22 protein-coding genes are annotated in these 25,074 nt (G+C 62.3%); 8 read left to right on the top strand and 14 right to left on the bottom strand.

Going from position 1 to position 25,074, the window contains the following annotated elements; translation table 11 throughout:
- Positions 1-222: 222 nt before the first annotated feature.
- The 5 genes from AB2B41_RS17440 to cuyA are packed head-to-tail and all read right to left on the bottom strand — an operon-like array spanning position 223 to position 4,389.
- Positions 223-954, bottom strand: coding sequence for an amino acid ABC transporter ATP-binding protein (locus AB2B41_RS17440; RefSeq protein ID WP_367879098.1), 732 nt, complete (start codon positions 952-954; stop codon positions 223-225).
- The gene (locus AB2B41_RS17435; RefSeq protein ID WP_367879097.1) at positions 951-1,607 is read right to left on the bottom strand and encodes an amino acid ABC transporter permease; all 657 of its coding nucleotides are present in this window, start codon (positions 1,605-1,607) and stop codon (positions 951-953) included. The genes AB2B41_RS17440 and AB2B41_RS17435 overlap by 4 nt, the downstream gene beginning before the upstream one ends.
- Before the next feature lies 1 nt (position 1,608).
- The gene (locus AB2B41_RS17430) at positions 1,609-2,328 is read right to left on the bottom strand and encodes an amino acid ABC transporter permease (protein WP_367879096.1); all 720 of its coding nucleotides are present in this window, start codon (positions 2,326-2,328) and stop codon (positions 1,609-1,611) included.
- Between the two features lie 57 nt (positions 2,329-2,385).
- Positions 2,386-3,261: an amino acid ABC transporter substrate-binding protein gene (locus tag AB2B41_RS17425; protein ID WP_367879095.1), complete on the bottom strand. Its 876-nt coding sequence runs from the start codon at positions 3,259-3,261 to the stop codon at positions 2,386-2,388.
- 30 nt (positions 3,262-3,291) lie between these two features.
- Complete coding sequence (cuyA, locus tag AB2B41_RS17420) at positions 3,292-4,389, bottom strand: D-cysteate sulfo-lyase (RefSeq protein ID WP_367879094.1); 1,098 nt, start codon at positions 4,387-4,389, stop codon at positions 3,292-3,294.
- 113 nt (positions 4,390-4,502) lie between these two features.
- Here cuyA and AB2B41_RS17415 point away from each other — a divergent pair, with 113 nt between their 5' ends.
- Together AB2B41_RS17415 and AB2B41_RS17410 are read left to right on the top strand one after the other, a co-directional pair.
- On the top strand, positions 4,503-5,375 hold the full coding sequence (locus AB2B41_RS17415; protein WP_367879093.1) for a LysR family transcriptional regulator: 873 nt from the start codon (positions 4,503-4,505) through the stop codon (positions 5,373-5,375).
- Positions 5,376-5,815: 440 nt separating this feature from the next.
- Positions 5,816-7,369, top strand: a complete 1,554-nt coding sequence (locus tag AB2B41_RS17410; RefSeq protein ID WP_367879092.1) for a phytoene desaturase family protein — start codon at positions 5,816-5,818, stop codon at positions 7,367-7,369.
- A 91-nt stretch (positions 7,370-7,460) separates the two neighbouring features.
- Here AB2B41_RS17410 and AB2B41_RS17405 read toward each other — a convergent pair whose 3' ends face one another.
- From AB2B41_RS17405 to AB2B41_RS17385, 5 genes are all read right to left on the bottom strand, one after another.
- Entirely contained in the window at positions 7,461-9,143 is a 1,683-nt protein-coding gene (locus AB2B41_RS17405; RefSeq protein WP_367879091.1) for an amidohydrolase, read from the bottom strand.
- 126 nt (positions 9,144-9,269) lie between these two features.
- Entirely contained in the window at positions 9,270-10,277 is a 1,008-nt protein-coding gene (locus tag AB2B41_RS17400) for an ABC transporter substrate-binding protein (protein ID WP_367879090.1), read from the bottom strand.
- A gap of 22 nt (positions 10,278-10,299) precedes the next feature.
- Positions 10,300-11,100, bottom strand: a complete 801-nt coding sequence (locus AB2B41_RS17395) for an ABC transporter permease (protein ID WP_367879089.1) — start codon at positions 11,098-11,100, stop codon at positions 10,300-10,302.
- Positions 11,093-12,004, bottom strand: a complete 912-nt coding sequence (locus AB2B41_RS17390) for an ABC transporter permease (RefSeq protein WP_367879088.1) — start codon at positions 12,002-12,004, stop codon at positions 11,093-11,095. The genes AB2B41_RS17395 and AB2B41_RS17390 overlap by 8 nt, the downstream gene beginning before the upstream one ends.
- Positions 12,005-12,007: 3 nt before the next feature.
- Complete coding sequence (locus tag AB2B41_RS17385) at positions 12,008-13,081, bottom strand: ABC transporter ATP-binding protein (RefSeq protein WP_367879087.1); 1,074 nt, start codon at positions 13,079-13,081, stop codon at positions 12,008-12,010.
- A 248-nt stretch (positions 13,082-13,329) separates the two neighbouring features.
- Between AB2B41_RS17385 and AB2B41_RS17380 the strand changes: the two genes are divergently transcribed.
- The 5 genes from AB2B41_RS17380 to AB2B41_RS17360 all read left to right on the top strand — a co-directional run bounded on the left by AB2B41_RS17380 (position 13,330) and on the right by AB2B41_RS17360 (position 19,225).
- Entirely contained in the window at positions 13,330-15,165 is a 1,836-nt protein-coding gene (locus tag AB2B41_RS17380) for an FAD-dependent monooxygenase (RefSeq protein WP_367879148.1), read from the top strand.
- A gap of 131 nt (positions 15,166-15,296) precedes the next feature.
- Positions 15,297-16,721: a circularly permuted type 2 ATP-grasp protein gene (locus AB2B41_RS17375; RefSeq protein ID WP_367879086.1), complete on the top strand. Its 1,425-nt coding sequence runs from the start codon at positions 15,297-15,299 to the stop codon at positions 16,719-16,721.
- A 1-nt stretch (position 16,722) separates the two neighbouring features.
- A complete protein-coding gene (locus tag AB2B41_RS17370; RefSeq protein WP_367879085.1) occupies positions 16,723-17,664 on the top strand; it encodes an alpha-E domain-containing protein in 942 nt (313 codons plus the stop codon).
- Positions 17,665-18,462 (top strand): transglutaminase family protein, encoded by a 798-nt coding sequence (locus AB2B41_RS17365; protein ID WP_367879084.1) that lies wholly within the window; start codon positions 17,665-17,667, stop codon positions 18,460-18,462.
- 31 nt (positions 18,463-18,493) lie between these two features.
- A complete protein-coding gene (locus tag AB2B41_RS17360; protein WP_367879083.1) occupies positions 18,494-19,225 on the top strand; it encodes a proteasome-type protease in 732 nt (243 codons plus the stop codon).
- Between the two features lie 6 nt (positions 19,226-19,231).
- Here the strand turns inward: AB2B41_RS17360 and AB2B41_RS17355 are convergent, their stop codons facing one another.
- Entirely contained in the window at positions 19,232-20,395 is a 1,164-nt protein-coding gene (locus AB2B41_RS17355; RefSeq protein ID WP_367879082.1) for a M20 aminoacylase family protein, read from the bottom strand.
- 263 nt (positions 20,396-20,658) lie between these two features.
- Between AB2B41_RS17355 and AB2B41_RS17350 the strand changes: the two genes are divergently transcribed.
- A complete protein-coding gene (locus AB2B41_RS17350; RefSeq protein WP_367879081.1) occupies positions 20,659-21,750 on the top strand; it encodes an AI-2E family transporter in 1,092 nt (363 codons plus the stop codon).
- Here AB2B41_RS17350 and AB2B41_RS17345 read toward each other — a convergent pair.
- The 3 genes from AB2B41_RS17345 to AB2B41_RS17335 all read right to left on the bottom strand — a co-directional run bounded on the left by AB2B41_RS17345 (position 21,736) and on the right by AB2B41_RS17335 (position 24,889).
- Positions 21,736-23,136, bottom strand: a complete 1,401-nt coding sequence (locus AB2B41_RS17345; protein ID WP_367879080.1) for a TRAP transporter large permease — start codon at positions 23,134-23,136, stop codon at positions 21,736-21,738. The two genes, AB2B41_RS17350 and AB2B41_RS17345, sit on opposite strands and share 15 nt — an antisense overlap.
- Positions 23,136-23,765 (bottom strand): TRAP transporter small permease subunit, encoded by a 630-nt coding sequence (locus AB2B41_RS17340; RefSeq protein ID WP_367879079.1) that lies wholly within the window; start codon positions 23,763-23,765, stop codon positions 23,136-23,138. Before AB2B41_RS17340 ends, AB2B41_RS17345 begins: the two co-directional genes overlap by 1 nt.
- A 104-nt stretch (positions 23,766-23,869) precedes the next feature.
- Positions 23,870-24,889, bottom strand: a complete 1,020-nt coding sequence (locus AB2B41_RS17335; protein ID WP_367879078.1) for a C4-dicarboxylate TRAP transporter substrate-binding protein — start codon at positions 24,887-24,889, stop codon at positions 23,870-23,872.
- Between the last annotated feature and the right edge of the window lie 185 nt (positions 24,890-25,074).

The following is a 25,074-nucleotide window of genomic DNA, read 5'->3' as shown; positions in this document are numbered from 1 at the left end:
GCGTGATCTGAGCTTGCAGCAGACAATTTGTCTCTTTCAGTCTGAGCCGATTGGCTTTGGCAGGATGCGTGCCGAGCGCGGCGCGGGTCCGGTTTCACCGAAGATCGGCACCGGCTTGCGCAAGATGATCGTTGCCCATCCGGCGACCCTGCACAGCCACGGCGTCTTTTCGGAAACCGTCGGTCTGGCAGGCGTGGCGCGCAAGCGTCTCGGTCGCATCACTCAGTGTTGGAGAATCTTCGACAGGAAATCCTGCGCACGTTCGCTTTCCGGCGCCTCGAAGAATTCCTGCGTCGGACGGTCCTCGACGATGGCACCTGCGTCCATGAAGACAACCCGGTCGGCGACTTTCCGGGCAAAGCCCATCTCGTGGGTGACGACCATCATGGTCATCCCGTCCTCGCGGGCGAGTTCCACCATGACGTCGAGGACCTCCTTGATCATCTCGGGGTCAAGCGCCGAGGTCGGCTCATCAAAAAGCATGGCGATCGGGTCCATGGCAAGCGCCCGGGCGATTGCGACGCGCTGCTGCTGACCGCCCGACAACTGGCCGGGATACTTGGCGATGTGATCGGTCATGCCAACGCGCGCCAAAAGCGTCTCCGCACGCGCCTCAGCCTCTTTCCGGCTTCGACCGAGCACCTTTTCTTGCGCGAGGCACAGGTTGTCGCGGACGCTCATGTGCGGGTAAAGTTCGAAGTGCTGGAACACCATACCGATCTTCGAGCGCAGCCTGGTCAGCTTTGCCCCCCTGCCCGTCACCTCGGCGCCGTCCACGATGATCCGGCCCTTTTGCACCGGTTCAAGCCCGTTGACGCATTTGATCAAGGTCGACTTGCCCGACCCCGAAGGTCCACAGACCACAACCACCTCACCCTTGGCGACCTGGGTTGTACAATCGGTGAGGACCTGGAAATCCCCGTACCACTTGCTGACGTTGTGCATTTCAATCATGTCGCCATCCGTGTTTGAAGCCTGCGCACGAAGAGCGATCCGGCAAAGCAGATCACGAAGTAGACGAGCGCGGCGAAGAGATACATTTCGACGAGGCGGCCCTCGGTGCGGGCCACGATGGAGGAGGCGGTCATCAGGTCGCGCAGCGACACTACAAAGACAAGCGAGGTGTCCTGAAAGAGGATGATGCCCTGCGTGACGAGGATCGGGATCATGTTCCGGAAAGCCTGCGGCAGGACGATGTAGCGCTGAATCTGCCAGTAGCCGAGGCCCGTGGCCTGCCCCGCGTGGACCTGCCCCTTCTTCACGCTCTGGATGCCGGCGCGCATGATTTCGGAGTAATAGGCCGCCTCGAACATAACGAAGGCGATCAGCGCCGAGTAGAAGCCGCCAATGGGACGTCCAAGCGCGAGCGGTACGAGGAAATAGAACCAGAAGATCACGAGGATCAGCGGCACCGACCGGATCAGGTTGACATAGGCCGCGGCGACCAGCGCGAGCGGCTTGATCCCCGAGAGCCGTGCCAGTGCGAGTAGCGTGCCGAGCGCGATGCCGCCAAGCACGGCGAGAAACGTCAGAAGCAGACTAAGCTGCAAGCCCTGCCAGAGGAACGGCAGGTTGTTGAGGATGACGCCAAAGTCAAAATCGCCCATCTCAGCCCTCCTTGCCCACATAGCCCGGGATGCGGGTGTAGCGTTCGAGGATGGTCATGATGATCGTGGCGGTGAGGGCGATCAGCACGTAGATCACCGTTGCCGCGGTATAGGCCTCGAAACTCTGGAAGGTGTATTCCGCGATCTGCTGGCTTTGCGCGGTCAGCTCCAGAAGGCCGATGGTCAATGCCAGCGAGGAATTCTTGAAGACGGTGAGAAACTCCGAGGTCATGGGCGGCACGATCAGCCGGAACGAGATCGGCAGAAACACGTGGCGATAAACCTGCGCGACGGTCATTCCCTGCGCGGTCGCCGCCGCGCTGAGGCCCTTGGGCACCGTCTCGATCCCGGCGCGCACCTGCTCGGCCACCCGGCTTGCCGTGTAAAGCCCCAGTGCGACCACGGCGGTCACGAACTCAGGCTGGGGCATTTCGCGCTTCATCCAGCGGCCCGCATCCTCGGGCAGCATCTCGGGCACGGCGAAGTACCAGATGAACATCTGCACCAGAAGCGGGATGTTGCGGAAAAGCTCCACGTAGGCGGTGCAGATCGTGCTGATGAACTTGTTGGGCAGCGTCCGGCCCACGCCCACGAGCGATCCGACGACAAGCGCGATCACCCAGGCGCAGAGCGCGACCGAGATGGTCCAGCCGAGGCCGCTGAGCAGCCAGCCGAAATACTCCGGCTCGAAAAGGACGCTCCAGTTCCAGTTATAGTTCATTGCCCCCGGTCCCCGATGCGGTGCGGCCCGTCTGGTCAGGGACGGGCCGCCGCGGTGTCATTCAGGCAGTGCGCCCAGCTGGAACGCGGACTTCAGGAGCGGATCGGCGGGCACGCCCAGCGGGTCGAACCACTTGGCATAGATCGCGTCGATCTCGCCCGAGCGAAAGACGTTCGCCAGCGCGATCTTACCGACCAGTTCGAAGGCGCTGTCGTCACGGCGGACCATAAGCGCATAGGGATCGAAGGAAAGGAAATCGCCCACGACCGCAAAGTCATCGGGCGTCTTCGACTTGGCGATCAGGCCGAACAGCAGGATGTGGTCGGTCGAATAGGCGTCAACCCGGTCGGTCTCGAGCGACAGCATGCCTTCGGCATGGTCGCGCACCGGCAGGATTTTCACGTCGAGGCCCAGTTCTTCCACGGCCGCCTTGACCGCGCGCTCGTTCGTGGTGCCCTGGGCAAGCGCGATCGACTTACCGTCGAGATCGGCCACCGAAGAGATGCCCGAATCCTTGCGCGTCAGGATCTTCGTGCCGGTCACGAAGGTCACAGGCAGGTACTCAACCTGCTGCTGGCGGGTGAGGTTGTTGGTGGTGGAGCCGCATTCAAGGTCGATGGTGCCATTCGCCATGAGCGCGATGCGGGTCTTCGGGTTGACCGGCACGTAGCGGACTTCCACGTCCTTGCCGATCGTCTTTTCGACTTCTTCGACAATCTTCATGCAGAGGTCGATCGAATAGCCCTCGGGCTGCTGCTGGGCATTGAGGTAGGAAAACGGCACCGAACTCTCGCGGTGGCCGATCACGATCTCTCCGTTTTCGGCGATCTTGCCAAGCGTGCCGGTAAAGTCCTGCGCATGCAGCACGGCTGGGGCAAAGCCCATGGCCAGGGCCGCTGCGGCAAGCAGGTGGCGGGTACGTGTGAATGTCATTGATCAAGTCTCCCCTTGGTGTCTGGATTTTCAGTTTGGTTGATAGCCCGGCAGATCGAAGGCCTCCGGATAACCGAAAAGCGCGACGGACCCGCCGGTGTGAAGAAATACGACATTCTCCATGCCGTCGAAGGCACCTTTCCGGGTCAGGTCGATCAGTCCGTCGAGCCCCTTGCCGGAATAGACGGGATCGAAAAGCAAACCCTCGAGTTCAGCAAGCAGCCTGACAGCGGCGACCATGCCCGGTGTCGGGATGCCATAGCCGGCACCCACGTAATCGCAATTGGCACGGACGTCCTCGCGCCGGACGGCGCCCTCGCGCCCGATGCAGGTTGCGGTGCGCGTGGCAAGGTCGAAGACCATGCTTTCCTGTTTCTCGCGTGGCGCGCGCACGCCGATGCCAAGAAGGTGGATATCGCTACCGAGCGCGGCCAGGCCGGCGACGAGACCGGCCTGGGTGCCCGAACTTCCCGTGGCATGGACCAGCGCGTCGATCTTCAGCCCCATGGTCGCGGTCTGTTCGTCCAGCTCCAGCGCACAATTGACGTAGCCCAGCGCGCCCGTCGTGTTCGAGCCGCCGCCGGGGATGATGTAGGGCTTCCGGCCCTCCGCGCGCAGCTTGTCCGCCAGCGCTTCCATTTCGGCGGCCATGTCGGCTCCGCCCGAGCGCTTGGCCACGGTCGCACCATGGAGCCGGTCCAGAAGCACATTTCCGTTGAGGGTGTACTGGGGGTCGTTGGACCCGGTCCGGTCTTCCAAGAGAAGGTGGCAGGCCATTTCGAGCCGCGCCGCAGCCGCCGCCGTCTGGCGGGCATGGTTGGACTGCGTGGCGCCCTGCGTCACGATTGTATCGGCACCCTGCTCCACCGCCTCGGCCATGAGGAATTCCAGCTTGCGCGTCTTGTTGCCCCCGGAAGACAGCCCCGTGCAATCGTCGCGCTTCACCCAGAACCGCGGGCCGCCAAGGTGTTCGGACAATCTGTCCATCGGTTCAAGCGGTGTCGGAAGATGTCCGAGATGGACCCGGGGAAACCCCGCCAGCGCACTTGCAAGGTCTTTGCGTTGCGCGGCGGCGGGGCCCACGGAAGGATTTGCGCGGTGCGTGCCGGAAGGTTCTGCGTCTGCCATTGGTTTCCCCTCACCCAACATCGCACACAGACTAACCGCCCTTCCCTCCGCCGGAAAAATGCTATTTTCTTGGTCTGCCCATACGAATAGTATGAGTGGAAGGGAGAAGAGCAGTGGACCTGAGCCTTTTCGACGACGTGCTCGTGCTCTTGGAAGAGGGTAACATGAGCCGTGCAGCCCGGCGCCGGAACGTGACGCAGCCGGCCTTCTCCCGCCGCATCCAGAGCTTTGAGAACTGGCTGGGCCGCCGCATTGTGAAACGGACGGCCAATCGTGTCGAGATCGAACCGGCGCTCTTCGAGAATACCTTCGAGCTTCAGGCCCTCGTCGGACATGTCAAGGCCCTCCGCCGCCGGATTGCCGGTTACGATCCGGCCAGATCGACGGTGACGGTCGCGGCGCAGCATTCGCTGATCGTGTCGACCTTTCCCGATTTCGCCGCCACCGCTCTTGCCGAGAGCCCGGGGCTCGACTTCCGCCTGCGCGCCGCGAACCACAACGACTGCATCTCGCTTTTCCTCAGTGGCGAGGCGTCGCTGCTGATGTGCTACGAGCGTGACGGCGGAAACCCGATGCCCTTCGACGACAGCATTCGTCGCGCGGTCTGGGGGCGCGACCGGCTGGTCCCTGTCGTGGGCGGACCGCTGCGCTTTTCGCTTGGCACCCGGGGCAACCCGCCGCCCGATGCGCCGGTGATCCGCTATCCACCCGGAAGTTTCTTTGCGGAGTTGCTGGCCGACGGAAGCTCTTCCTACGCCAGCCATCTGGGCAGAACCGTCGCCGAAAGCGCCTTCACCGCCGGGATCAAGGAGATGGCCCTGCTGGGCCTCGGCCGCGCCTGGCTTCCGATGAGCCTTGTCTACAACGAGGTTCAATCCGGCACATTGCTGGTCTGCAGCGGGGATGTCGAAACCCTGCCCTTGCGGATATCCCTTTTCGCGCGCCCGTCCGATCCGGTCGCGATGCGCCTTTGCGCTCTCCGGTAAAGGCCAAGCCAGCGGTCAAGTCCGCCCCGCAAAGGCCGCCCGCGGATGATCGCGGTCGGCTGCAGCGCTGGCCGCCGGTCGCATGACGATTGCCCTGCCACGCCTTGAGGCACGTCAACGAGGGCCATCGGCCCGCGTGTCAGCCTCACCCCATTGCTGCGGCCGCTCGCGTCGCAATCATGCTGTCTCGCGAGCGGCGCATTCTGAATGTCACAAGGGGTATTTCTTGGCCACATTTTCGTTCAAGCATATAAGTTCATCGCTCCAAAGCGACTGCCCGACTGCACGCGTGCCAGTGAAGAGCAATGTTCCCGGAGGCTGCCCCGGTCGCGGCAGAGAGAATTCTTCCGGAACGTATTGCTCTGCAGCCAAAAGATTGTGCCCCGATGGAGATGGTGTCGCGCGCTACGGGCAGAGAACCCAAAAAAGGAGATTAAACAATGAGTACTGAGGAGAACGGCCAATGGGACGCCATCGTCATCGGCTCAGGCATGGGCGGCATGGCCGCCGCTGCCGCGCTGAGCCGGTTGGGGCACAGGGTGCTCCTACTCGAACAACACACGACGCTGGGCGGGCTTACGCATAGTTTCTCACGCGACGGGTTCACCTGGGACGTCGGCATCCACTACCTCAGCGACATGGCGCCGGAAAACACGGGACGCCAATTGCTGGACTGGCTGTGTGAAACGCCCATGGAATTCGTACCGATGGGAGCGGTCTATGACAACGTCCATATCGGATCGGCTGAACCCCTGTCGCTGTCGCGCCCCTACGAAGCACAGGAAAGGGATCTCAAGGATCGTTTCCCCGACCAGATCGAGGCCATCGAGGCATGGACACATGCGCTACGGGAAGGACGGGACACGATGTATAAGATATTCCCGACACGCGCCATGCCCGAGATCGCGGGAGACGTGCTTGACTGGTGGAACCGCCGCGCGATTTCGAAATGGTGCGCCCGGACGACGAAGGAGGTGATCGACGACATTACCGATCATCCCGAACTGGCCGCCGTGATGGCCGCACAATGGGGCGACCATGGCGGGCGCCCCAGCAAGGCGAGCTTTGCCATGCATGCGCTGATCGCGGGCGCCTACCTGCCAAGCGGCTCCTGGTATCCGGTGGGCGGCAGCGCCGCCTTTGCCGAGCATATCATCCCGACGATCACGAACGCCGGGGGAGAGGCGCGCGCGGGCGTCCGCGTCGACGAACTGCTTCTGGAGGACGGCGCCGCCGTGGGTGTCCGCACGGCGGACGGCGCGGAAATCAGGGCCAAGGCCGTGATCTCGGACATCGGCGTCCGCGAGACGCTTGATACGCTTTTGCCCGAGGACTGCGGGCACGAGGACTGGATTGCGGAAATCCGAGCCCTGCCCTCCAGCATCGCACATTTCACCCTGTTCCTCGGTTTCGAGGGCGATATTGAGGCGGCGGGTGCCACGAGGTCCAATCACTGGATTTATCCCACCGGGGAGACCGATGCGGTCTGGACCACGGCCCCCGATGGCGCCCCGCGCTGCATGGTGGCCTCCTTCGGATCGCTCAAGAACCCGGCGCATGATCCGGGACCGCGCAACAGGCACATGGGACAGTTTCTGGTGTGGACGGACTGGTCCAGCGCCGCTGAATGGGCGGATCGGCCCGCAGGCGCGCGCGGCGAGGATTATGCCGCGTTCAAGCACCGGACCGAGGAAACCCTCATGGCACAATTCGCACAGTACTTTCCCGATCTCGCCAAGCTGGTGGTCTTTCGTGACCTTGCAACACCGCTGTCGACGGTGGATTTCACCGGGCATCGGGAGGGGGCGTTCTACGGGCTCGACGTGACGCCGGAACGTGTGATGTGCGACGCGCTGCGGGCCAAAACCCCCATCCCCGGTCTCTTCCTTGCGGGGCAGGACGTGGCAAGCCCCGGCATACCAGGTGCCCTCTGGGGTGGTCTCCTCTCGGCGGCAAGCCTCGATCCTAAGGTGATGACCAAATTCAGCCGATGAGCACGATCACGGCCGCCGACATGTAACCCTGTCTGGCCGCGGGATGGAGCGTGGAGAGAGGAGCGGGTCAGAAGAAGGGCACAAACGTTTCTCAGTCCTCTCTTTGATACGTGATCGTCCCGTCCATGATCGTGACCACCGCAGCAGCCTCTGTGATGGCCTCCGGCGCGAGGCCTGTCAGATCATGGCTCAGCACGGCGATATCCGCGGCCATCCCCTCCCTGAGTTTGCCGAAGCTGTCTTCCTTGAATTCGACCCAGGCGTTGTCGCGGGTGTAGCTGGCCAGCGTATCGTGCAGGCTCTGTGTCTGGTCCGGCCAGCCCGCGCCCAGATCAAGCGGCGCAATCGCCGCCTTGAGGCTTGACATGACATCCACCGGGATCACCGGCCAATCGGTCGAGAACACGACCCGTGCGCCGCTTTCCCGGATGGACTGCCAGGCATAGGCCCCTTCGAGCTGGTCGGGATGCAGATACTTGCCCACGGCTGCGGGCGGGAAGATGTGGCCGCGGGGCGCATGTCCCGGTTGCAGGGAGGCCACGATGCCCAGTTCCGCAAGACGGGGCAGATCGTCGAGGTGGATAACCTCGATATGTTCGATCCGGTGGCGTGCATCGCGCCTGCAGTTGGCCTCTTGCGCGGCCTCCAGCGCGTCAATGGTGCGGCGCACGCCAGCGTCCCCAATGGCGTGGACGGCAATCTGGAAGCCGAGACGATGGGCTTCCTTGCAGCAGGCGACGAAATGGTCCTGGGTAAAGACCTCGTCGCCGGTGTTGCCGTCTGCGCCCATCTCGCCCGGGTAAGGGCGCAGCATCAATGCGGTGCCGCTTTCGATCACGCCGTCGATGAACATCTTGACGTGGCCACAGCGCACCTTGTCCCCCTGGAAATCGTCGCGCAGTTTCGGTGCTTCCTCGGTCATGCGCGCCACGGGATCGGTGCCCTTCATATGGAAGGGCACGAGGCATCGGCAGAGTAGACGGCCTTCGGCCTCCAACTCGCTCAGAAGCTCCAGCTGATAGCGGTTGCCGTCCATCAGGTGCAGCCCGGTGATGCCCTGCGCGGCACAATGGGCAAGGCCCCCGACAATGACGTCCTTGTCCATCGCGCGCTGTTTCGGGGTGGCGGGCGGCACCGGGTCCTTGCCGGTGGTCAGCCCCAGCATCTCGCGCCCACCGTGCCTGGTCAGGCCGAGGATCGGGCCGTAGGCACCGGGTTCCAGCAGCTCGCCGTTGGCAAGGCCGTCGTCCCCCATGACGATCTCGGAGCCCGCGTCGACCTCTCCTCCCTGCAGAAGGCCCGTGGCCTCAAGCGCAGCGGTATTCGCCCAGACGGTGTGGTGGTCGGGGGCGAACATGGCGAGCGGGCGCTCGGCAAGGATGCTATCGAGGTCGTGGCGGGTGAGCGTCTTGCCCGTGCCCAGGATGCCGTAGTCGGCCATGACGCAAAAGACGAGGTCGTCGTCGGGATTGGCCTTGGCATAGGGCAGGATCGCGTCGCGCATCGCATCGAGGCCCTGTACACCGTAGAGGCTGAGGCAGTCGAGTTCGACCGAGCCGCCGAAGAGATGGACGTGGCTGTCGATGAAACCGGGCAGCACGGTGCCACCTTTCGCGTCGATCATGCGGGTATCTGGACCCGCAAGCGCCGTGATGTCCGCGTCGCTGCCGACGGCGGTTATCTTGCCATCTGCGATGGCCAAGGCCTGCGCGTTCGGCTGGCTGTCGTCAAAGGTGATCAGCGTGCCATTGTGGATGATGATGTCAGCGGCCATTCAGCGCCTCCGTGGAAGTGAGCGCCGATTTCTTCGGAGAAATCGGGCCGGAGTTTTTGAAAACTCCGGGGTGCGGGTGGCAGCCGGGGAGCGGAACCCCGGCTGCCGCGCTGGTTACTTCTGAAGCTAGGTCCAGATCGCGGTATAGAGCTTCTGCGCCTCGGGCGGGCAGGTCTTGGAGACATAGGCCGCACCTTTCAGATTGTCGGGCACGACAACCTCGGGTGCTGTTTTCATATCCTCGGGCATGAACGCCTCGGAGCCCTTGATGCCGTTGGCATAACGCGCAAAGGACGACAGCATCGCGGCATTCTCGGGCGCCATGATGAAGTTGAGGAAGGTCTTGGCCTCCTCGACGTTCTGCGCGTCCGCGAGGATCGCGGCATTGTCCATCCAGACCGGGAAACCCTCCTGCGGGTAGCCGAAGGCGATGTCGGCGTTCTGCACCCGCGCGCGGAAGGACGCGCCGTTCCAGTTCACACCGGCAGCCAAATCGCCCTTGGCGTACTTCTCGATGTTGCCATAGTCCATGGACAGCCAGTTCGGCTTGGCCGCCTGCAGGATGTCGCGCACCTTCTTCAACACTTCCTTGTCGGCGGTGCATTGTTCGCCGCCCGCGTACTGGATCGCCATGCCCATCACGTCGTTCATTTCGGGAACGACGTTGATCTTGCCCTTCAGCTCCTCGGGCGGATCGAAGATCACGGCGGCCGTGTTGATGTCACCACCGTAGACGGAGGTGTTCACGGTGATGCCCACGGTGCCCCACTGCCACGGCACCGAATATTTGCGGCCCGGATCGAAATCCACATCGACCCATTGCGGGTCCATGTGCTTGAAGTTCTCCATCTGGTTAGGGTTGCTTTCCATCAGCAGGCCCTCGGCGACGAAGATCGGAATATAGGTGCCGGAAGGCACGACGATATCGAAGCCGTGGCCGCCCGCCTTGATCTTGGCCAAAGCGGTGTCGTTGCTGTCGTAATCCGTGATGGTGACCTTGATACCGGTCTCCTTTTCGAACTTCTCGATCATCTCGGGGGAGGTGTAATTGCCCCAGTTGTAGATGTTCAGTTCTCCTTCGGCCAAGGCTGGCCCGGCCAGAACAAGGGCCAGTGCGGTGAGTGTCTTTTTCATTTTTTGGTCTCCCGTTGGTTGGTTAGTTCTTGAATTTGCTGAGCAGGGTGAAAGCGATCACCATGGTGACCGATATCCCCAGCAGGACGGTGGAAATCGCGTTGATTTCCGGCGTCACCACCCGCCGCAACTGGCCCAGCATGTAAGTCGGCAGCGTATCCTGCCCGGCGGATTTGACAAACTCCGTGATCACCACGTCATCGAGGCTGATGACGAAGGCAAGCATCGCACCGGCAAGGATACCGGGCCACAGCTGCGGCAGGGTAATCCGGCGAAACACCTGGAAAGGTGTTGCGTAAAGATCGGCGGCCGCCTGTTCGAGACTCAGGTCCATCCCCTGCAACCGCGCCCGGATCGGCAGGTAGGCAAAGGGAATGCAGAAAGCGGAATGCGCGATGATGAGGTAGAAGAGCCCGGTGTAGCCCGTCGCCACCTTGATCATGGCAAAGAAAATCAGCAGCGCCACGGCGGTCACGATCTCCGGCACCATCAGGGGCTGGTTGATCATCGCAAAGACCGTCGTCTGCCCCCGGAATTTTCGTGTGCGCGTGGTGGCAAGGGCTGCCAGAACCGCAACGGTGGTCGAGATCAGGGAAGCCCAGAAGGCGATGATCAGGCTGCGGATGGTCGCCTCCTGAACCAGTTCGTTTTCCCAGGCCGAAGCGTACCAGCGCCAGGAAAAGCCCTCCCAAATGGCAATCGAGGTGCCCGCGTTGAAGGAATAGACCACCAGCAGGATGATCGGCATGTAAAGCATGACAAAACAGGCCACTGCGATGGTGGTGAACCCCGTCTGGCGGCGGATATTGAAGGTTCTAGCCATGGCGCACCTCCTCGTTGCCGGCCGCCCGCACGTAGGCCAGCAGCGCCACCATCACGATGGCCAGCAGCGTGATCGAAAGCGCGGCACCCAGCGGCCAGTTGCGCCCCTGCCCGAATTGCAGTTCGATCAGGTTCCCGATCATCAACTGGTTGCCGCCGCCCATGACACGCGGGGTGACGTAGGCCCCAAGCGACGGCACGAAGACAAGGATCGAGCCCGCGATGACCCCGGGCTTGACCAGCGGCAGGATCACCCGCCGCAGCACCTGGAAACGCGTGGCGTAAAGGTCATAGCCCGCCTCCACCAGCCGAAAATCGAACCGCTCCATCGAGGCGTAAACCGGCAGGACCATTAACGGCAGGTAGACATAGACCATCCCCAGCAGGATCGAGAATTCGGTAAAAAGCATCTGGATCGGTTCGTCTATGATTCCGACAGCGATCAGAAGCGTGTTCACCGTGCCTTCATTGCGGATCAGCTCAAGGATCGCGAAGGTCCGGATCAGCAGGTTCGTCCAGAAGGGGATGATGATCAGCAGCATCCAAAGGTCGCGCTGTTTCTTGGGGCGCGTCGCGATGAAATAGGCGGTGGGAAAACCGAAGATCAGACAGAAGACGGTGGTCAGGAATGAGAGCTTCACCGAGCGCCAGAAAATGCTCAGATGCGCGTCGGACCAGCCCAGCGTGTCATCGAAAATATCGCGCTGCATGAAGACGTTGAACCAGGCTTCGCCGGAGAAGTCCCAGACCACGCCGCCGTAGTCGCCGGGCGTGAGGAAGGAATAGACCAGCGTGATCAGCAAGGGGCCGCTTGCCGCGAAGATCAGGATGACCAGTGCCGGTGTCAGCAGCAGCCAGCGGTTCCGGGCGGCGCGGCGGGCCGTGGGATCAGGCAGGTCGGCCATGGCTCAGTCCCTCAGCACCTGCGCGACCGCGCCCGGAAAGGCGATGCCCACCCGATCGCCGCCAGCGAACCCGTTCGCGGCCTCCGGCCCGTTCTGCTGGCGCAGCACAAAGGCAGTACCGTCGTCGAGGGCGACGTGAAAATGCGTATCCGTCCCGAAATAGACCACCTCGCCCAAAGTGCCCGACAGCAGGCCTTCGTTCTCCCTGACGAGACGTGCATGCTCGGGCCGGATGGCTATCGTCACCCTGCCCCGCGATCCGCCATCGGCGCGGGTGTGCAGGCTCGCCCCCGAGGAGAGCTTGAGCGTCACCTCTTCCCCTTGCGTGCCGGTCACCTCTGCATCGAGGAAATTCGTGTCGCCGATGAAGTCGGCCACGAAACGGTCCGCCGGGTGGTCGTAGATGTCCCGAGGGGTGCCGATCTGGCGGATGGCCCCATTCGACATGACCGCGATGCGGTCCGACATGGTCAGCGCTTCTTCCTGGTCATGGGTCACAAAGATGAAGGTGATTCCCGTTTCCGTCTGCAAGCGCTTCAGCTCAAGCTGCATGTTCTTGCGCAGCTTGAAGTCCAGCGCGCTTAGCGGCTCATCCAAAAGCAGGATTTTCGGGCGCGGCGCCAGAGCGCGCGCCAGCGCGACACGCTGTTGCTGCCCGCCGGAGATCTGGCTTGTCTGGCGATCCGCCATTTCGGTCATCTGCACCAGTTCCATCATCTCGGCGACGGTCGCCTTGATCTCGGACTTGGGCTTGCCCAGCATTTCAAGACCAAAGCCGATGTTCTGTGCCACCGTCAGATGCGGAAACAGCGCGTAGCTTTGAAAAACCGTGTTGATCTGACGTTTGAAGGGCGGCAGATCGAGAAGGCTCTGACCGAACATCTCCAGTGTGCCGGAGGTCGGATGCTCAAACCCCGCAATCAGGCGCAGGATCGTCGTCTTGCCGCAGCCTGACGGCCCCAGGAGCGTAAAGAACTCGTTGTCACTGATTTCGACATCCACGCCGCCAAGCGCTTCCACCGGCGGATTGCCCGGGTAAACCTTCCGCAGTGCGCGCGCACTGATTGCCTTGGCCATATCCGCCCCTTGGATAACCCCTCCTATGGCTTGGTCGGAAAAAATTGCTCCGACGATCCCCCATCACGCTTTGGAAGCATAGCCGCATAAGGGTGGTACTTGTCATCTCTTTTTGAACTCTGGACGAATTGGACGAAACATCTCAGGGTACCGGGACCGATGTATCGACCAACAAGAGGTGCCGGACCCTCTCCGCCCACCGGAACGAACCCGCACCGAAAACCGACCAGACCAACCTGAAAGTGCCCATGCAATTCCATCTCGACACATTCCGCCCCGGTGACCCCGATCTCTTCCCGTCGGTGGAACCCGCCTCGGACGAAATCGACGTCCTGATCGTGGGTGCTGGTCCCGCCGGGCTGACGCTCGCGGCCTATCTGTCGCGGTTCCCGACAATCCGGACGGTGTTGCTGGAACGCAAGGACGGACCGATGGAAAAAGGTCAGGCCGACGGTGTGTCCTGTCGGTCGATGGAAATGTTCCAGACCTTCGGTTTCGCCGAACGCGTCAAACGAGAGGCCTACTGGGTGAACGAGGCGACCTTCTGGAAACCCGATCCGGAGGATCCGGCCCGCATCACACGGAACGGACGCGTGCAGGATGTCGAGGAAGGCCTGTCGGAAATGCCCCATGTCATCCTCAACCAGGCGCGGGTCCACGACATGTATCTCGAGGTGATGCGCAAATCCCCCACGCGCCTCGAACCTCTTTACGGGCGCGCGGTGACAGGTTTGCGGACCGACCCGGACGGCGTGACGGTCGATGTGGAACATGGCGGCAAGAAGGAAAGTCTGCGCGCCCGCTACGTGGTGGGCTGCGACGGCGCCCGCAGCGCGGTGCGCCGGGCCATCGGGCGCAAACTGGAGGGTGACAGCGCCAACCAGGCCTGGGGCGTGATGGACATCCTGTGCAACACCGATTTCCCCGATATCCGGTATAAGAGCCTGATCCAGTCCGCCGAGCAGGGCACCGTCCTGATCATCCCGCGCGAGGGTGGCTATCTGGTGCGGCTTTATGTGGAGATGGACAAGCTCAATCCGGAGGAACGCGTCGCAAACCGTGACCTGCAGGCCAGTGACCTGATCGCGGCCGCGAACCGTATCCTCGCCCCATACACCATCGACGTTAAGGAGGTTGCCTGGTGGTCGGTTTACGAGATCGGACACAGGCTCACCGACCGGTTCGACGATGCGGAGGGCGACCCCATCCCACAGGTGTTTATCGCGGGCGATGCCTGCCACACGCACAGCCCCAAAGCCGGACAGGGCATGAACGTGTCGATGGGGGATGCCTTCAACCTTGGTTGGAAGCTGGTTCAGGTGCTCGCGGGCGCATCGGACGCCTCCCTGCTGCGCAGCTATTCCGAGGAACGCCAGAGCGTCGCGCAGGACCTTATTGATTTCGATCACGAATGGGCGCGGATCATGAGCGCACCGCCCGAAACACGCGAGGGCGAGGATGCGCCCCGATTCCAGAAATACTTCGTCGAACACGGGCGCTACACGGCTGGCGTATCCGTGCGCTATACGCCCTCGTTGCTGACAGGTGACGGGCGATGGCAGCACCTTGCCAAAGGGTTTCCCATCGGCATGCGGTTTCACTCCGCCCCGGTCATACGTCTGGCAGATGGCAAGTCTGTCCACCTGGGTCATGTGCAGCGGGCCGATGCGCGATGGTCGCTGCTGGCCTTCCCCGGTGGTGGCACGCCCGAGGTGCAGATCGAACGGCTGAGGGCGCTTTGCGCGCGGCTCGATCCGGTTCTGGAGGCCGTGACGCCAAAGGGGGGCGATCCCGATTGCCGGGTCGATCTGCGTGCCGTCCTCGACGCGCATCACCATGCGCTCGACATCACGGCAGTGCCTGAGCGCCTTTTCCCCGCCAAGGGTGCATTGGGCCTGCGAGACTACGAAAAGGTGTTCTGTTCGGACCACCCGCAGGGCAATGTCTATGACATGCGGGGCATCAACCGCGACCCGGGCTGCCTGATCCTTGTACGGCCCGACCAATATGTCGCGAACGTCCTGCCCTGGGGCGAGGCCGCAGCACTGGCCGAACAACTCGGCGGCATCTTCAAGCCAACATAAGCGAAAGCGTCTTTGCGCCGCCTTGCCGCGGCGCGGGGAACTGCCCGATTAATGGGCGCTGCGCCTGCAAAGCGCGCGCGGACGGAGCCAGAACGTTGCAAATCCGCTGCCAGCCCCGGTAAACTGACGAAATGGGAAACAACTCATCCTTCTTCGATGAAATGAGCGGAGCGCCGGGCGTGCGGCCGCCTTACCAAGCTTACGGGACCTGGTTCGAAGACCAGGACCTCGGCCGTCTTGCCCAGAAATCCCGCGAGGCCGAGCAGTTCTTTCGGCGTACCGGCATCACCTTCAATGTCTACGGCCAGGCCGATGCCGAGGAGCGCCTGATCCCTTTCGATCTGGTGCCCCGTATCCTGTCGCATGAGGAGTGGCGCAAGCTGGAAAGCGGTGTCGACCAGCGGGTACGGGCCATCAACGCCTTTCTCCACGACATCTACAACCGCCAGGAAATCCTCAAGGCGGGTATCGTGCCGACAGAACTGATCGCCGAGAACGACGCTTTCCTGCCCCAGATGATGGAATTCACGCCGCCGGGCGGCGTCTATACCCATATTGTCGGCACCGACATCGTCCGCACCGGCGAAGAGGAGTTCTTCGTTCTCGAGGACAACGCGCGCACGCCCTCCGGTGTCAGCTATATGCTGGAAAACCGCGAGACCATGCTCAAGATGTTCCCCGAGCTTTTCAGCCAGATCAAGGTCAAGCGGGTCAGCGATTATCCCAAGAACCTGCGGGCCTCGCTCGAGGCGGCTGCGCCGCCCAATTGCGAGGGCAGGCCCTTTGTCGTGGTGCTGACCCCGGGCATTCACAACTCGGCCTATTTCGAACACAGCTTCCTCGCGGACCAGATGGGCGTCGAACTGGTCGAGGGGCATGACCTGCGGGTGGTCGACGGGCGCATCGCGGTGCGCACCACGCGAGGGTACCGCAACGTGGACGTGATCTACCGGCGGGTGGACGACGATTTCCTCGACCCCCTGACCTTCAATCCGCAATCCATGCTGGGCGTGCCCGGCATCATCGACGTCTACCGCGCGGGCAACATCACCATCGCCAATGCGCCCGGGACCGGCGTCGCCGATGACAAGGCGATCTACAGCTACATGCCCGATATCGTGGAGTTTTACACCGGCGAGAAGGCGATCCTGAAGAACGTCGAAACCTACCGCTGTTCGGAACCGGACAGCCTGAAATACGTACTCGACAACCTGTCGGAATTGGTGGTGAAGGAGGTGCACGGCTCGGGCGGTTACGGCATGCTCGTAGGCCCCGCCGCCAGCAAGCAGGAGCTGGCCGATTTCGCCGAAAAGCTGCGCGCGCGGCCCGGCAATTACATCGCCCAGCCGACGCTGAGCCTCTCGACGGTGCCGATCTTTACCGAGGCTGGTCTTGCGCCCCGGCATGTCGATCTGCGTCCCTTCGCGCTTGTCGCCCCGAACGAGATCAACATCGCGCCCGGCGGACTGACACGGGTGGCGTTGACCGAAGGCAGTCTGGTCGTCAATTCCAGCCAGGGTGGCGGGACCAAGGACACCTGGGTGCTGGAGGGCTGATATGCTGGGCAAAAGCGCAGGTGGCCTCTACTGGATGTTTCGCGGGCTCGAGCGGGCCGAGAACACCGCGCGCCTGATCGAGGCGGGCTTTCGCATCGCGCTGACGCGCTCCTCTGACCCGGCCTCCGACTGGCGGTCGATCATCGTGACAGCGGCGCAACAAACCGCCTATGAAGCCAGGCACGACGGCTACGACAGCCAGCGCGTCACCGATTTCCTGCTGCGCGACCCCGCGAACCCCAGCGCGGTGTTGTCGATCATCAAGCAGGCGCGCGACAACGCACGGCTGGTGCGCACCGCGCTCACAACCGAGGTCTGGGTGGCGGTGAATGAAACCTGGATGCTGTTGACCGATCTGCTCAAGGACCCGATCCCCGAACGCGACCTGCCTCTGGTGATGGAGGCGATCCGGCACCAGTCGGCGCTTGTGCGCGGCGCGCTTTACGGCACCATGCTGCGCAACGACATCTACGACTTTTGCCGCCTTGGCACATTTATCGAACGCGCCGACAGCACGGCGCGGATCATCGACGTGAAATACCACGCGCTCCTGCCCTCGCCGTCGTTCGTCGGCAGCCGGCTGGACAATGTCCAGTGGGAGATGATCCTGCGCTCGGTCTCGGCGCATCGGTCGTTCCGGTTTGCGGTTCAGGACGAGTACAATGCCGCCAATATCGCCGAGTTTCTGATCCTTGATCGCCGGTTCCCCCGCTCCCTGGCGTTCTGCGCAAAGCGGATCGAGGAAAACCTCGAGCAGTTGTCCCAGGAATACGGCGAGAGCGGGCCAAGCCAGGAGGCGGCCAGGCAATTTCGCGCGCGCATCAAGGGTCGCGACATCGACGCGATTTTCGAGGAAGGGCTGCATGAGTTCGTCACCCAGACCATCATCGAACTGGCGGCGCTTGGCTCGACAATCGAAGAGCAGTACAGGTTCAACAAATAGATGCGCCTGAAAATTGCCCACACCACCACCTACCAATACGACCAGCCCGTTGCCTACGCGTTGCAGCGCGTCCGGCTGCGGCCTGCGTCCTCGGTCATGCAGGAGGTTCTGGACTGGTCGCTTGCCGTCGAGGGCGGCAAGGTCGAAACCGGTTACAGCGACCACTACGGCAATCTCGTCGACCTGATCTGCGCCGACGAGGGCACCCGAGCCCTTTCCATCCGGGTCGAAGGCACGGTCGAGACGCACGACAGGGCTGGCATCCTCGGCAGGGTCTACGGGCGCGCACCGCTGTGGCATTTCCAGCGCGCCACGGCACTGACCGAGGCAGGCCCCCAGATCAGCGGAATCGCGCATTCGGTGGACAAAGCCCTGCCCCAGCTTGACCGGCTGCACGCGCTCTCTGCCGCGATCCTCGACGCGGTCGCCTATACACCCGATGAAACGCATCCCGAAACCACGGCCGAAGAGGCCGTCGCGCACGGTCACGGCGTCTGTCAGGACCACGCGAATATCTTCATCGCCGCCGCCCGGTATCTGGGTTTTCCGGTACGCTACGTGAGCGGTTATCTTCAGATGGACGACCGCATCGACCAAGACGCCAGCCATGCCTGGGCCGAGGCGCATGTGGATGACCTGGGCTGGGTCGGATTTGACGTCTCAAATGGTATTTCGCCGGACGAACGCTATGTAAGGCTGGCCACCGGGCGTGATGCGCACGATGCGGCCCCGGTATCCGGCCTGCGAATGGGTCCGGGAGACGAAAGCTTGATTGTATCTTTACAGGTCCAGCAGTAATCCTGCGCAGGATCATTATCGGTAGATTCCCATGACCTACTGCGTCGGCATGCGCCTCAATAACGGACTGGTGTTCATGTCGGACACCCGCACCAACGCGGGCGTCGACAACTTCGCCTCCACCCGCAAGATGTTCAACTTCAACGTTCCGAACGAACGCAGCATCACGATCATGACCGCGGGCAATCTCGCGACCACGCAGGCGATGATCAGCCTGCTCAAGGAACGGACCGAGGCCAAGGACGACCGAAGCCCGTCCATCTTCGCGCAGCCGACGATGTTTCAGGTGGCGCGGCTGGTGGGCTCCACCCTGCGCGAAGTGATTTCCTACAGCAGCCCGGGCAGCCCCAGTTCGGCAGATACCTTCAGTGCCTCGGTGATCGTAGGCGGGCAGATCAAGGGCGGCCAGCCGACGATCTTTCTGGTCTACCCCGAAGGCAACTTCATCGAGATCTCGGATGACACGCCGTTCTTTCAGATCGGCGAAACGAAGTACGGCAAGCCGATCCTGGTCCGCGCCTACGAGGCCGACATGCCCTTTGAGGATGCGATCAAGCTGTTGCTGGTCTCTTTCGACTCGACCGTGAAATCGAACCTCTCCGTCGGCCTGCCCTTCGATTTTCACGTCTACGAGAACGACAGCCTTGCCCAGAAAAGCCCCACCCGGATCGAGGCGGACGATGACGTCTATCAGACCATCTCGTCCGGCTGGGGTGAAGCGCTGAAAGCGGCGCTGGACGGATTGCCCTCCTACCGCATCTGAGCGGGCTCAGGTCGACAGCCGACGCTCGACCACGCGCGCCATGATCGATGCCCCCACGGGCAGCACATCCGGGTCAAGAAAGAAGCTCGGGTTGTGCAGGCCGGTTGTCCCGGTATGTCCCACGCGGCAATAGGCGCCGGGCACGACCTTGAGCATGTCCGAGAAGTCCTCGGAGCCGGTGGCGGGCGCGATGTTGTCCGTCACGTTCTCTGCCCCGACGACGTCTGCCGCTGCCTCCAGATAGGCGTCGGACAAGGCGGCATCGTTGACCAGCACGTCAAAGACGTTACGCAGATCGAGCCTGATTTCGACCCCGTACGCCTTGGCGAAACCATCGCAAAGCTCCTGCATGCGTTGTTCGACCAGCGCGATGACCTCGTCCTTGAAATAGCGGATCGTCCCGGCAAGTTCGGCCGTATCCGGGACCACGTTGTAAGCCGACCCGGCGTGCAACTGGGTCACCGACAGCACGCAGGTGTCCAGAGGTGCCACATTGCGCGACACCACCGACTGCAGGCTGCCTACGAGGGCCGAAGCGATCATCAGGGGATCGCGGGACTGGTGCGGCATGGCGGCATGGCTCCCCTTGCCCTTGACCACGATGTCGAAGAACGACGCCCCCGCCATCGCGGCCCCCTTGCAGATGCTGACGGTGCCGGGCTGACCGTTTGGCGAATTGTGCATCCCGTAGATCTCGTCACAGGGAAAGCGGTCGAAAAGCCCCGCCTTCAACATGCCGCGTGCACCGCCCAGACCCTCCTCGGCGGGCTGGAAGATCAGCACGGCGGTCCCAGCGAAATCCCGCGTGGCAGCAAGGTGCTTGGCCGCCCCGAGAAGCATGGTGGTATGGCTGTCGTGGCCGCATGCATGCATGACCCCCGGATGGGTCGAGGCATAGGAGAGGTTGGTTTCCTCGTGAATCGGAAGGGCGTCCATGTCGGCGCGCAGCCCGATGCGGCGGTCGCCGTCGTACTTGCCCTTGATCAGCCCGACGACCCCTGTTTCGGCGATCTCCGTGTGCACTTCGTCGACACCGTAGTCCCGCAGCTTTTGCGTAACGACGGCTGCCGTACGCCGCTCCTGAAAACCGATCTCGGGATGGGCATGGAGGTCCTTGAAAATCTCGTTCAGTTCTTCAGTGCTTTCCGCGATGACGGGCAAAACGGGCATGTGGGGCGCTCCTTGGAATAGTGCTGATATTGGCTGATCCACCCATGACCGGTATCAGCCGGTGAAGGCTACCCGGACGGATCGGTTGCGCATCATTTTCAGCCATCCATCGGTCAAGCGCAACACCGTCCGGACGCCCGGGCCACAAGCGAAGGCGGCTGTCAGCGCCCGTGCATGTCACAAAAAATTGCCGTCCGTGAAACCAAAGCCGCACTCGCGGCGTTAACACCTCAGGCGCGGCATTCCGCCGCAAGGGGGTCACCTTGGATACCAGCCAGTCCATTCAGCGCTCGCTGCGCGTTCTGGTGATCATCTCGCTTTTCGCGACAGCCTACTTCGCACGCGACCTGATCCTTCCCATCGTGCTGGGATTCATCCTTGCACTGATGCTCAGCCCGGTCTCCCGTGTGCTGTTCCGGATGGGCAGTCCCCACGCCGTTTCCGCCTTTGCTCTTGTTGGCGCGACCGCCCTCGTCATTCTGCTGATCTTCGCGGGGACAGCGAGCACGGTCGCAGCCTGGAGCGATGAACTGCCGCAGATGGGGGCAGAGATCCGTGACAAGCTGCGAACCATGTCAGACGCCGTGGAAGAAGTGCGCGAGGCGACCGAGGAAGTCGAGAAGCTGAGCGATGGAGAGAACACTGTACCCGAGGTGACCGTCAAACAACCCGGATTGCTTGATTCCGCTTTCGACACGGTGACCCGCGTTGGCGCCACCATCGCGGTGACGCTGGTCCTCGCCTTTTTTCTGCTTTCTTCGGGAGAGCTCTTCTATCGCAAACTGGTCCAGGTGTTCCCCACCATGGATGGCAAGAAACGCGCGCTTGCCACCGTCTACGATATTGAACGACGCGTATCGCGCTACCTGCTCACGATCGCCGTTATCAACGCGAGCCTCGGTGCCTCCCTCTGGCTCTATCTCGCAGCGCTCGGGATGCCCAATGCCTATGTCTGGGGGATCGCGGCCGCGCTTCTCAACTTCCTGCCCTACATCGGCGGTTTTGTTGGCAGCATGCTGGTGGGCGCTTTCGCCATCGTCACCTTCGACAGCCTTGGCTACGCGCTACTTGCGCCCTTGGGCTATCTCTTCCTGACCAGCCTGGAGGGCCAGTTCATCACGCCCTGGCTTGTCGGCCGCAGGCTGGCGATGAACACGGTCGCGGTTTTCCTCACAGTTGTCCTCTGGGGCTGGCTCTGGGGGATACCGGGCGCGCTTGTCGCCGTGCCCTTCCTCGTCGTCTTCAAGGTGATCTGCGAGAATTTCGAGCCGCTGCGCACGGTAGGCATCTTTCTGTCGGGGGATGAAAAGGACAATCCCCCGAAAGAGGCCACCGCCCCCTCACCCGGCGAGTGACGGCAACCAGAGAACGATACCCGGGAAGGCCACGAGCAAGGCGATGGTCACCGCGTCCGCGACAAAGAAGGGTGCAACCCCGCGGAACACGTCCTGCACATTAAGATCATCACGCACGCCTGCCACGACGAAGCAATTCAGCCCGATGGGCGGGGTGATCAGACAGAACTCTGCCATCTTGACCACGAGGATACCGAACCAGATCGCGCACATCGGACCCGACATGCCGAAGGCGCTGTCAGCAGCCGAGACGAACTCGCCCCCGTTCAGTGCCATGACCGCAGGGTAGACAACCGGCAGCGTGAGGAGGAGCATCCCGATCGCGTCCATGAACATTCCCAGCACCGCATAGGCAAGCAGGATGCAGATCAGGATCACCATCGGCGACATCTCGAGCGAGGTGATCCAGTCGGCGAACGCCTCGGGCAGCTCCGCAAAGCCCAGGAACCGGACGTAGATCAGCACGCCCCAGATGATCGAAAAGATCATCACCGTCAGCTTGGCTGTTTCCAGCAGCGCCTCTTTCAACTGGCCCCAGCGCATGCCGCGGTAGAGGGCCATGAGGAAGACGATGAAGGCCCCCACGGCACCACCTTCTGTCGGTGTACCCCAGGCATCGCCGAAGGGGTTGTAGACGAAGAAGATGATGATCACGACCACCGCCACGATGGGCAGCGCAGGCGGCAGCGACACGAAACGCTCGCGCCACGTGAACCCGGTGACCGCAGGGCCGACGGATTTGAACATGACCGCAATGCCGATGATCAGAATTGCATAGACGATGGCCGAGAAAGCCCCCGGAATAAATCCGGCCAGCAGAAGCTTGCCCACGTCCTGCTCCACGATGATCGCGTAGATCACAAGGATCGCGGAGGGCGGAATGAGCGAGGCCAGCGTGCCACCGGCGGCGACGACACCCGCCGCGAACTGCTTATTGTAGCCGATCTTGAGCATCTCGGGGATGGCGATGCGGGCAAAAACCGCCGCCGTCGCCACAGAGGCCCCGGAGACCGCCGCGAAACCGGCGGTCGAAAAGACGGTCGAAACGGCAAGCCCGCCCGGCACCCAGGCAAACCAGCGTTTGCACGCCTCGAACAATGCCGTGGTCAGCTTGGCATAATAGGCAAGATAGCCGATCATGATAAACACCGGGATCAGGCTCAGCACCTGTGCAGACACCTTGGAATGCGGCGTCAGGCCCGCGATCTTGACGCTGATTTCCACCGCCTTCCAGAAACGCGCCGGATCATAGTCAAAGCCGTTCCAGCGCAGCCAGACAAGGCCGACCAAGCCTGCCATACCTGCCGCAAAAGCCACCCGCATGCCCAGGACGACCATCACCAGCAGGCCGCCAGAGACCCATAGGCCGATTTCGATAGGTTCCATCAGGCGTCCCTCTCCAATGCGGCGGCTTCCGCCTTGGCCTGTTCTTCGATGGTCAGGTTCAGCGGCACGGCGACGGGGTTTTCAAGCCCCAGAACCAGTGCACGGCCGTATCCCCACACCTGCAGCAGCAGACGCAGCACCAGCACACCAAAAGCAATCGGCACAACCAGCTTGCTGGGCCAGATGGGCAGGCCCACGTCAATGGAACTGTCCCGGCTGCACAAGGGCCGCGCGCAGTCGAACGAGCGGTCGAAATGGGCCCAGGCTCCCCAGGTCAGCGCGACGATCAGAACGAGGATGAGCAGGACCGAAACCAGCTCAAAGAACCAAAGCGCCCGGCCCTTCAAGGCAGAGACCAGCATATCCATCCGGATATGCGTGCCGTCCCTTTGCACGTAGGATATGCCCATGATTGCGATGATCGGCATCATTGCCTCGATGTAGTCGACGTAACCCATCATCGGCGAGCCGAAGAACTTGCGTCCCGTGACCGAATACGCGGCGAGGAACATCAGCGAAAAGATCGCAAGCCCGGATAAGAGGGCTGCAAACCGTTCGAGCGGCAGCAATGCCTTGTCAAGTCTGCTCAGAAGGCTGGAGTCTTCCAGCACTGCGGCGGAACCGGCCATATTTCCCCTCCCGTCTTGTGGATGTGCGGCGGGGTGAACCCTGCCCTACGCATTTTCGTAGGGCGGGGCCCACCCCGCGAGGTCACATCAGGACCGTGGCAGCCTCAGCTGCCGCCGGCCTTCGCTTCTTCCAGTGTCTTGACCACGAGGTCATAGAGCTCCTGGCCCGGCAGGCCTTGCGCTTCCATGTCCGCGATCCAGGCATCACGCGCCGGCGCGGCAGCGGCAGCACGGAATTCTTCAAGCACTTCCGGTGCAATCTCGACCTTCTGAACTTTCTTCTCTTCGAGAACCGCGTCCCAACGCTTCAGAAGCTCATCGTAATTGGCGAGATAATGGTCCAGCGATTCCTCGATGGAGCCATCAAGCGCCGCGCGATGCTCGTCCGAGAGGCTCTCGTATGCGTCGATGTTTACCACCACCGGGCAGTTGACCGTGCCAGGGTTCAGGTTGGCCGTCCACCAGTCCGCCTGATTGATGGTGCCGAAGGACAGGTGCGCATGCTGGGCAAAGGCAACCGTGTCGACAACCCCGGATTCCATGGCCTGATAGGCTTCCGTTGCGGTCACAGAGGTCGGCACACCACCGACCGCTTCGAATGCCTTGCCAAGACCGCCGGTCGCGCGCACACGCATGCCTTTGAAGTCCTCCAGCGTTGTGCGCGGCTCGCCGGTACCAACGAGATTGTACTGCGGCATAGGCGAGGTCATCAGCAGCTTTGCATTCCACTGAGCCATTTCCTCGGCGGCGGCCGGGTGGCTATAGACCGCCTTGGAGACAGCGCGCTCTTGCTTGAGGTTCTCGACACCGAGGAACGGCAGCTCAAGCACGGTGATGACCCGGTTCTTGTCCGCATGATAGCCCGCGCAGAACTGGGCCATCTCGAACGCACCAATGGAAATACCGTCGAGGTTTTCGGTGTTCTTGGAAAGGCCGCCGTAGCTGATGTTCATGGTGAACTCGCCACCGGTCTTTTCGCTCACCAGTTCGGCCAGTTTCTCGATGTGCTCGGTGAAGGCGCGGCGCTTACCCCAGACGGACACGTTCCATTCGGTCGCGGCTGCTTCGCTGACAAATGCAAAGCTGATGGCGCATACGGCTGCGCCGCTCAGAAATTTGGTCATTGATGTTTCTCCCGTTTCTGCGCGCCCTCCTCGGCGCGCTTGCGGCCTAAGCTAGCGCGCCCGAACGAGAGTTCCAAGACCAAGGTTACTTCTATTCGATCGTTCCGGAAACACGCGATGCGGCCTAGGAATTGAAGGAAACGGCATTTGGACACGCAGCGCACGAAAGATGCGCTTGGGCACCG

Source organism: Sulfitobacter sediminis, from assembly GCF_040811725.1.
Lineage (GTDB): Bacteria > Pseudomonadota > Alphaproteobacteria > Rhodobacterales > Rhodobacteraceae > Sulfitobacter > Sulfitobacter sediminis.
This window is presented reverse-complemented; position numbering and strand designations above follow the sequence as displayed.

Coding starts and splice junctions, on each gene's coding strand:
- AB2B41_RS17390 (WP_367879088.1), bottom strand. CDS start 12,004: ATGGCCGACCTGCCTGATCCCACGGCCCGCCGCGCCGCCCGGAACCGC.
- AB2B41_RS17345 (WP_367879080.1), bottom strand. CDS start 23,136: ATGGAACCTATCGAAATCGGCCTATGGGTCTCTGGCGGCCTGCTGGTG.
- AB2B41_RS17340 (WP_367879079.1), bottom strand. CDS start 23,765: ATGGCCGGTTCCGCCGCAGTGCTGGAAGACTCCAGCCTTCTGAGCAGA.
- AB2B41_RS17440 (WP_367879098.1), bottom strand. CDS start 954: ATGATTGAAATGCACAACGTCAGCAAGTGGTACGGGGATTTCCAGGTC.
- cuyA (WP_367879094.1), bottom strand. CDS start 4,389: ATGGCAGACGCAGAACCTTCCGGCACGCACCGCGCAAATCCTTCCGTG.
- AB2B41_RS17380 (WP_367879148.1), top strand. CDS start 13,330: ATGCAATTCCATCTCGACACATTCCGCCCCGGTGACCCCGATCTCTTC.
- AB2B41_RS17375 (WP_367879086.1), top strand. CDS start 15,297: ATGGGAAACAACTCATCCTTCTTCGATGAAATGAGCGGAGCGCCGGGC.
- AB2B41_RS17335 (WP_367879078.1), bottom strand. CDS start 24,889: ATGACCAAATTTCTGAGCGGCGCAGCCGTATGCGCCATCAGCTTTGCA.
- AB2B41_RS17360 (WP_367879083.1), top strand. CDS start 18,494: ATGACCTACTGCGTCGGCATGCGCCTCAATAACGGACTGGTGTTCATG.
- AB2B41_RS17410 (WP_367879092.1), top strand. CDS start 5,816: ATGAGTACTGAGGAGAACGGCCAATGGGACGCCATCGTCATCGGCTCA.
- AB2B41_RS17395 (WP_367879089.1), bottom strand. CDS start 11,100: ATGGCTAGAACCTTCAATATCCGCCGCCAGACGGGGTTCACCACCATC.
- AB2B41_RS17365 (WP_367879084.1), top strand. CDS start 17,665: ATGCGCCTGAAAATTGCCCACACCACCACCTACCAATACGACCAGCCC.
- AB2B41_RS17430 (WP_367879096.1), bottom strand. CDS start 2,328: ATGAACTATAACTGGAACTGGAGCGTCCTTTTCGAGCCGGAGTATTTC.
- AB2B41_RS17435 (WP_367879097.1), bottom strand. CDS start 1,607: ATGGGCGATTTTGACTTTGGCGTCATCCTCAACAACCTGCCGTTCCTC.
- AB2B41_RS17405 (WP_367879091.1), bottom strand. CDS start 9,143: ATGGCCGCTGACATCATCATCCACAATGGCACGCTGATCACCTTTGAC.
- AB2B41_RS17370 (WP_367879085.1), top strand. CDS start 16,723: ATGCTGGGCAAAAGCGCAGGTGGCCTCTACTGGATGTTTCGCGGGCTC.
- AB2B41_RS17355 (WP_367879082.1), bottom strand. CDS start 20,395: ATGCCCGTTTTGCCCGTCATCGCGGAAAGCACTGAAGAACTGAACGAG.
- AB2B41_RS17385 (WP_367879087.1), bottom strand. CDS start 13,081: ATGGCCAAGGCAATCAGTGCGCGCGCACTGCGGAAGGTTTACCCGGGC.
- AB2B41_RS17400 (WP_367879090.1), bottom strand. CDS start 10,277: ATGAAAAAGACACTCACCGCACTGGCCCTTGTTCTGGCCGGGCCAGCC.
- AB2B41_RS17425 (WP_367879095.1), bottom strand. CDS start 3,261: ATGACATTCACACGTACCCGCCACCTGCTTGCCGCAGCGGCCCTGGCC.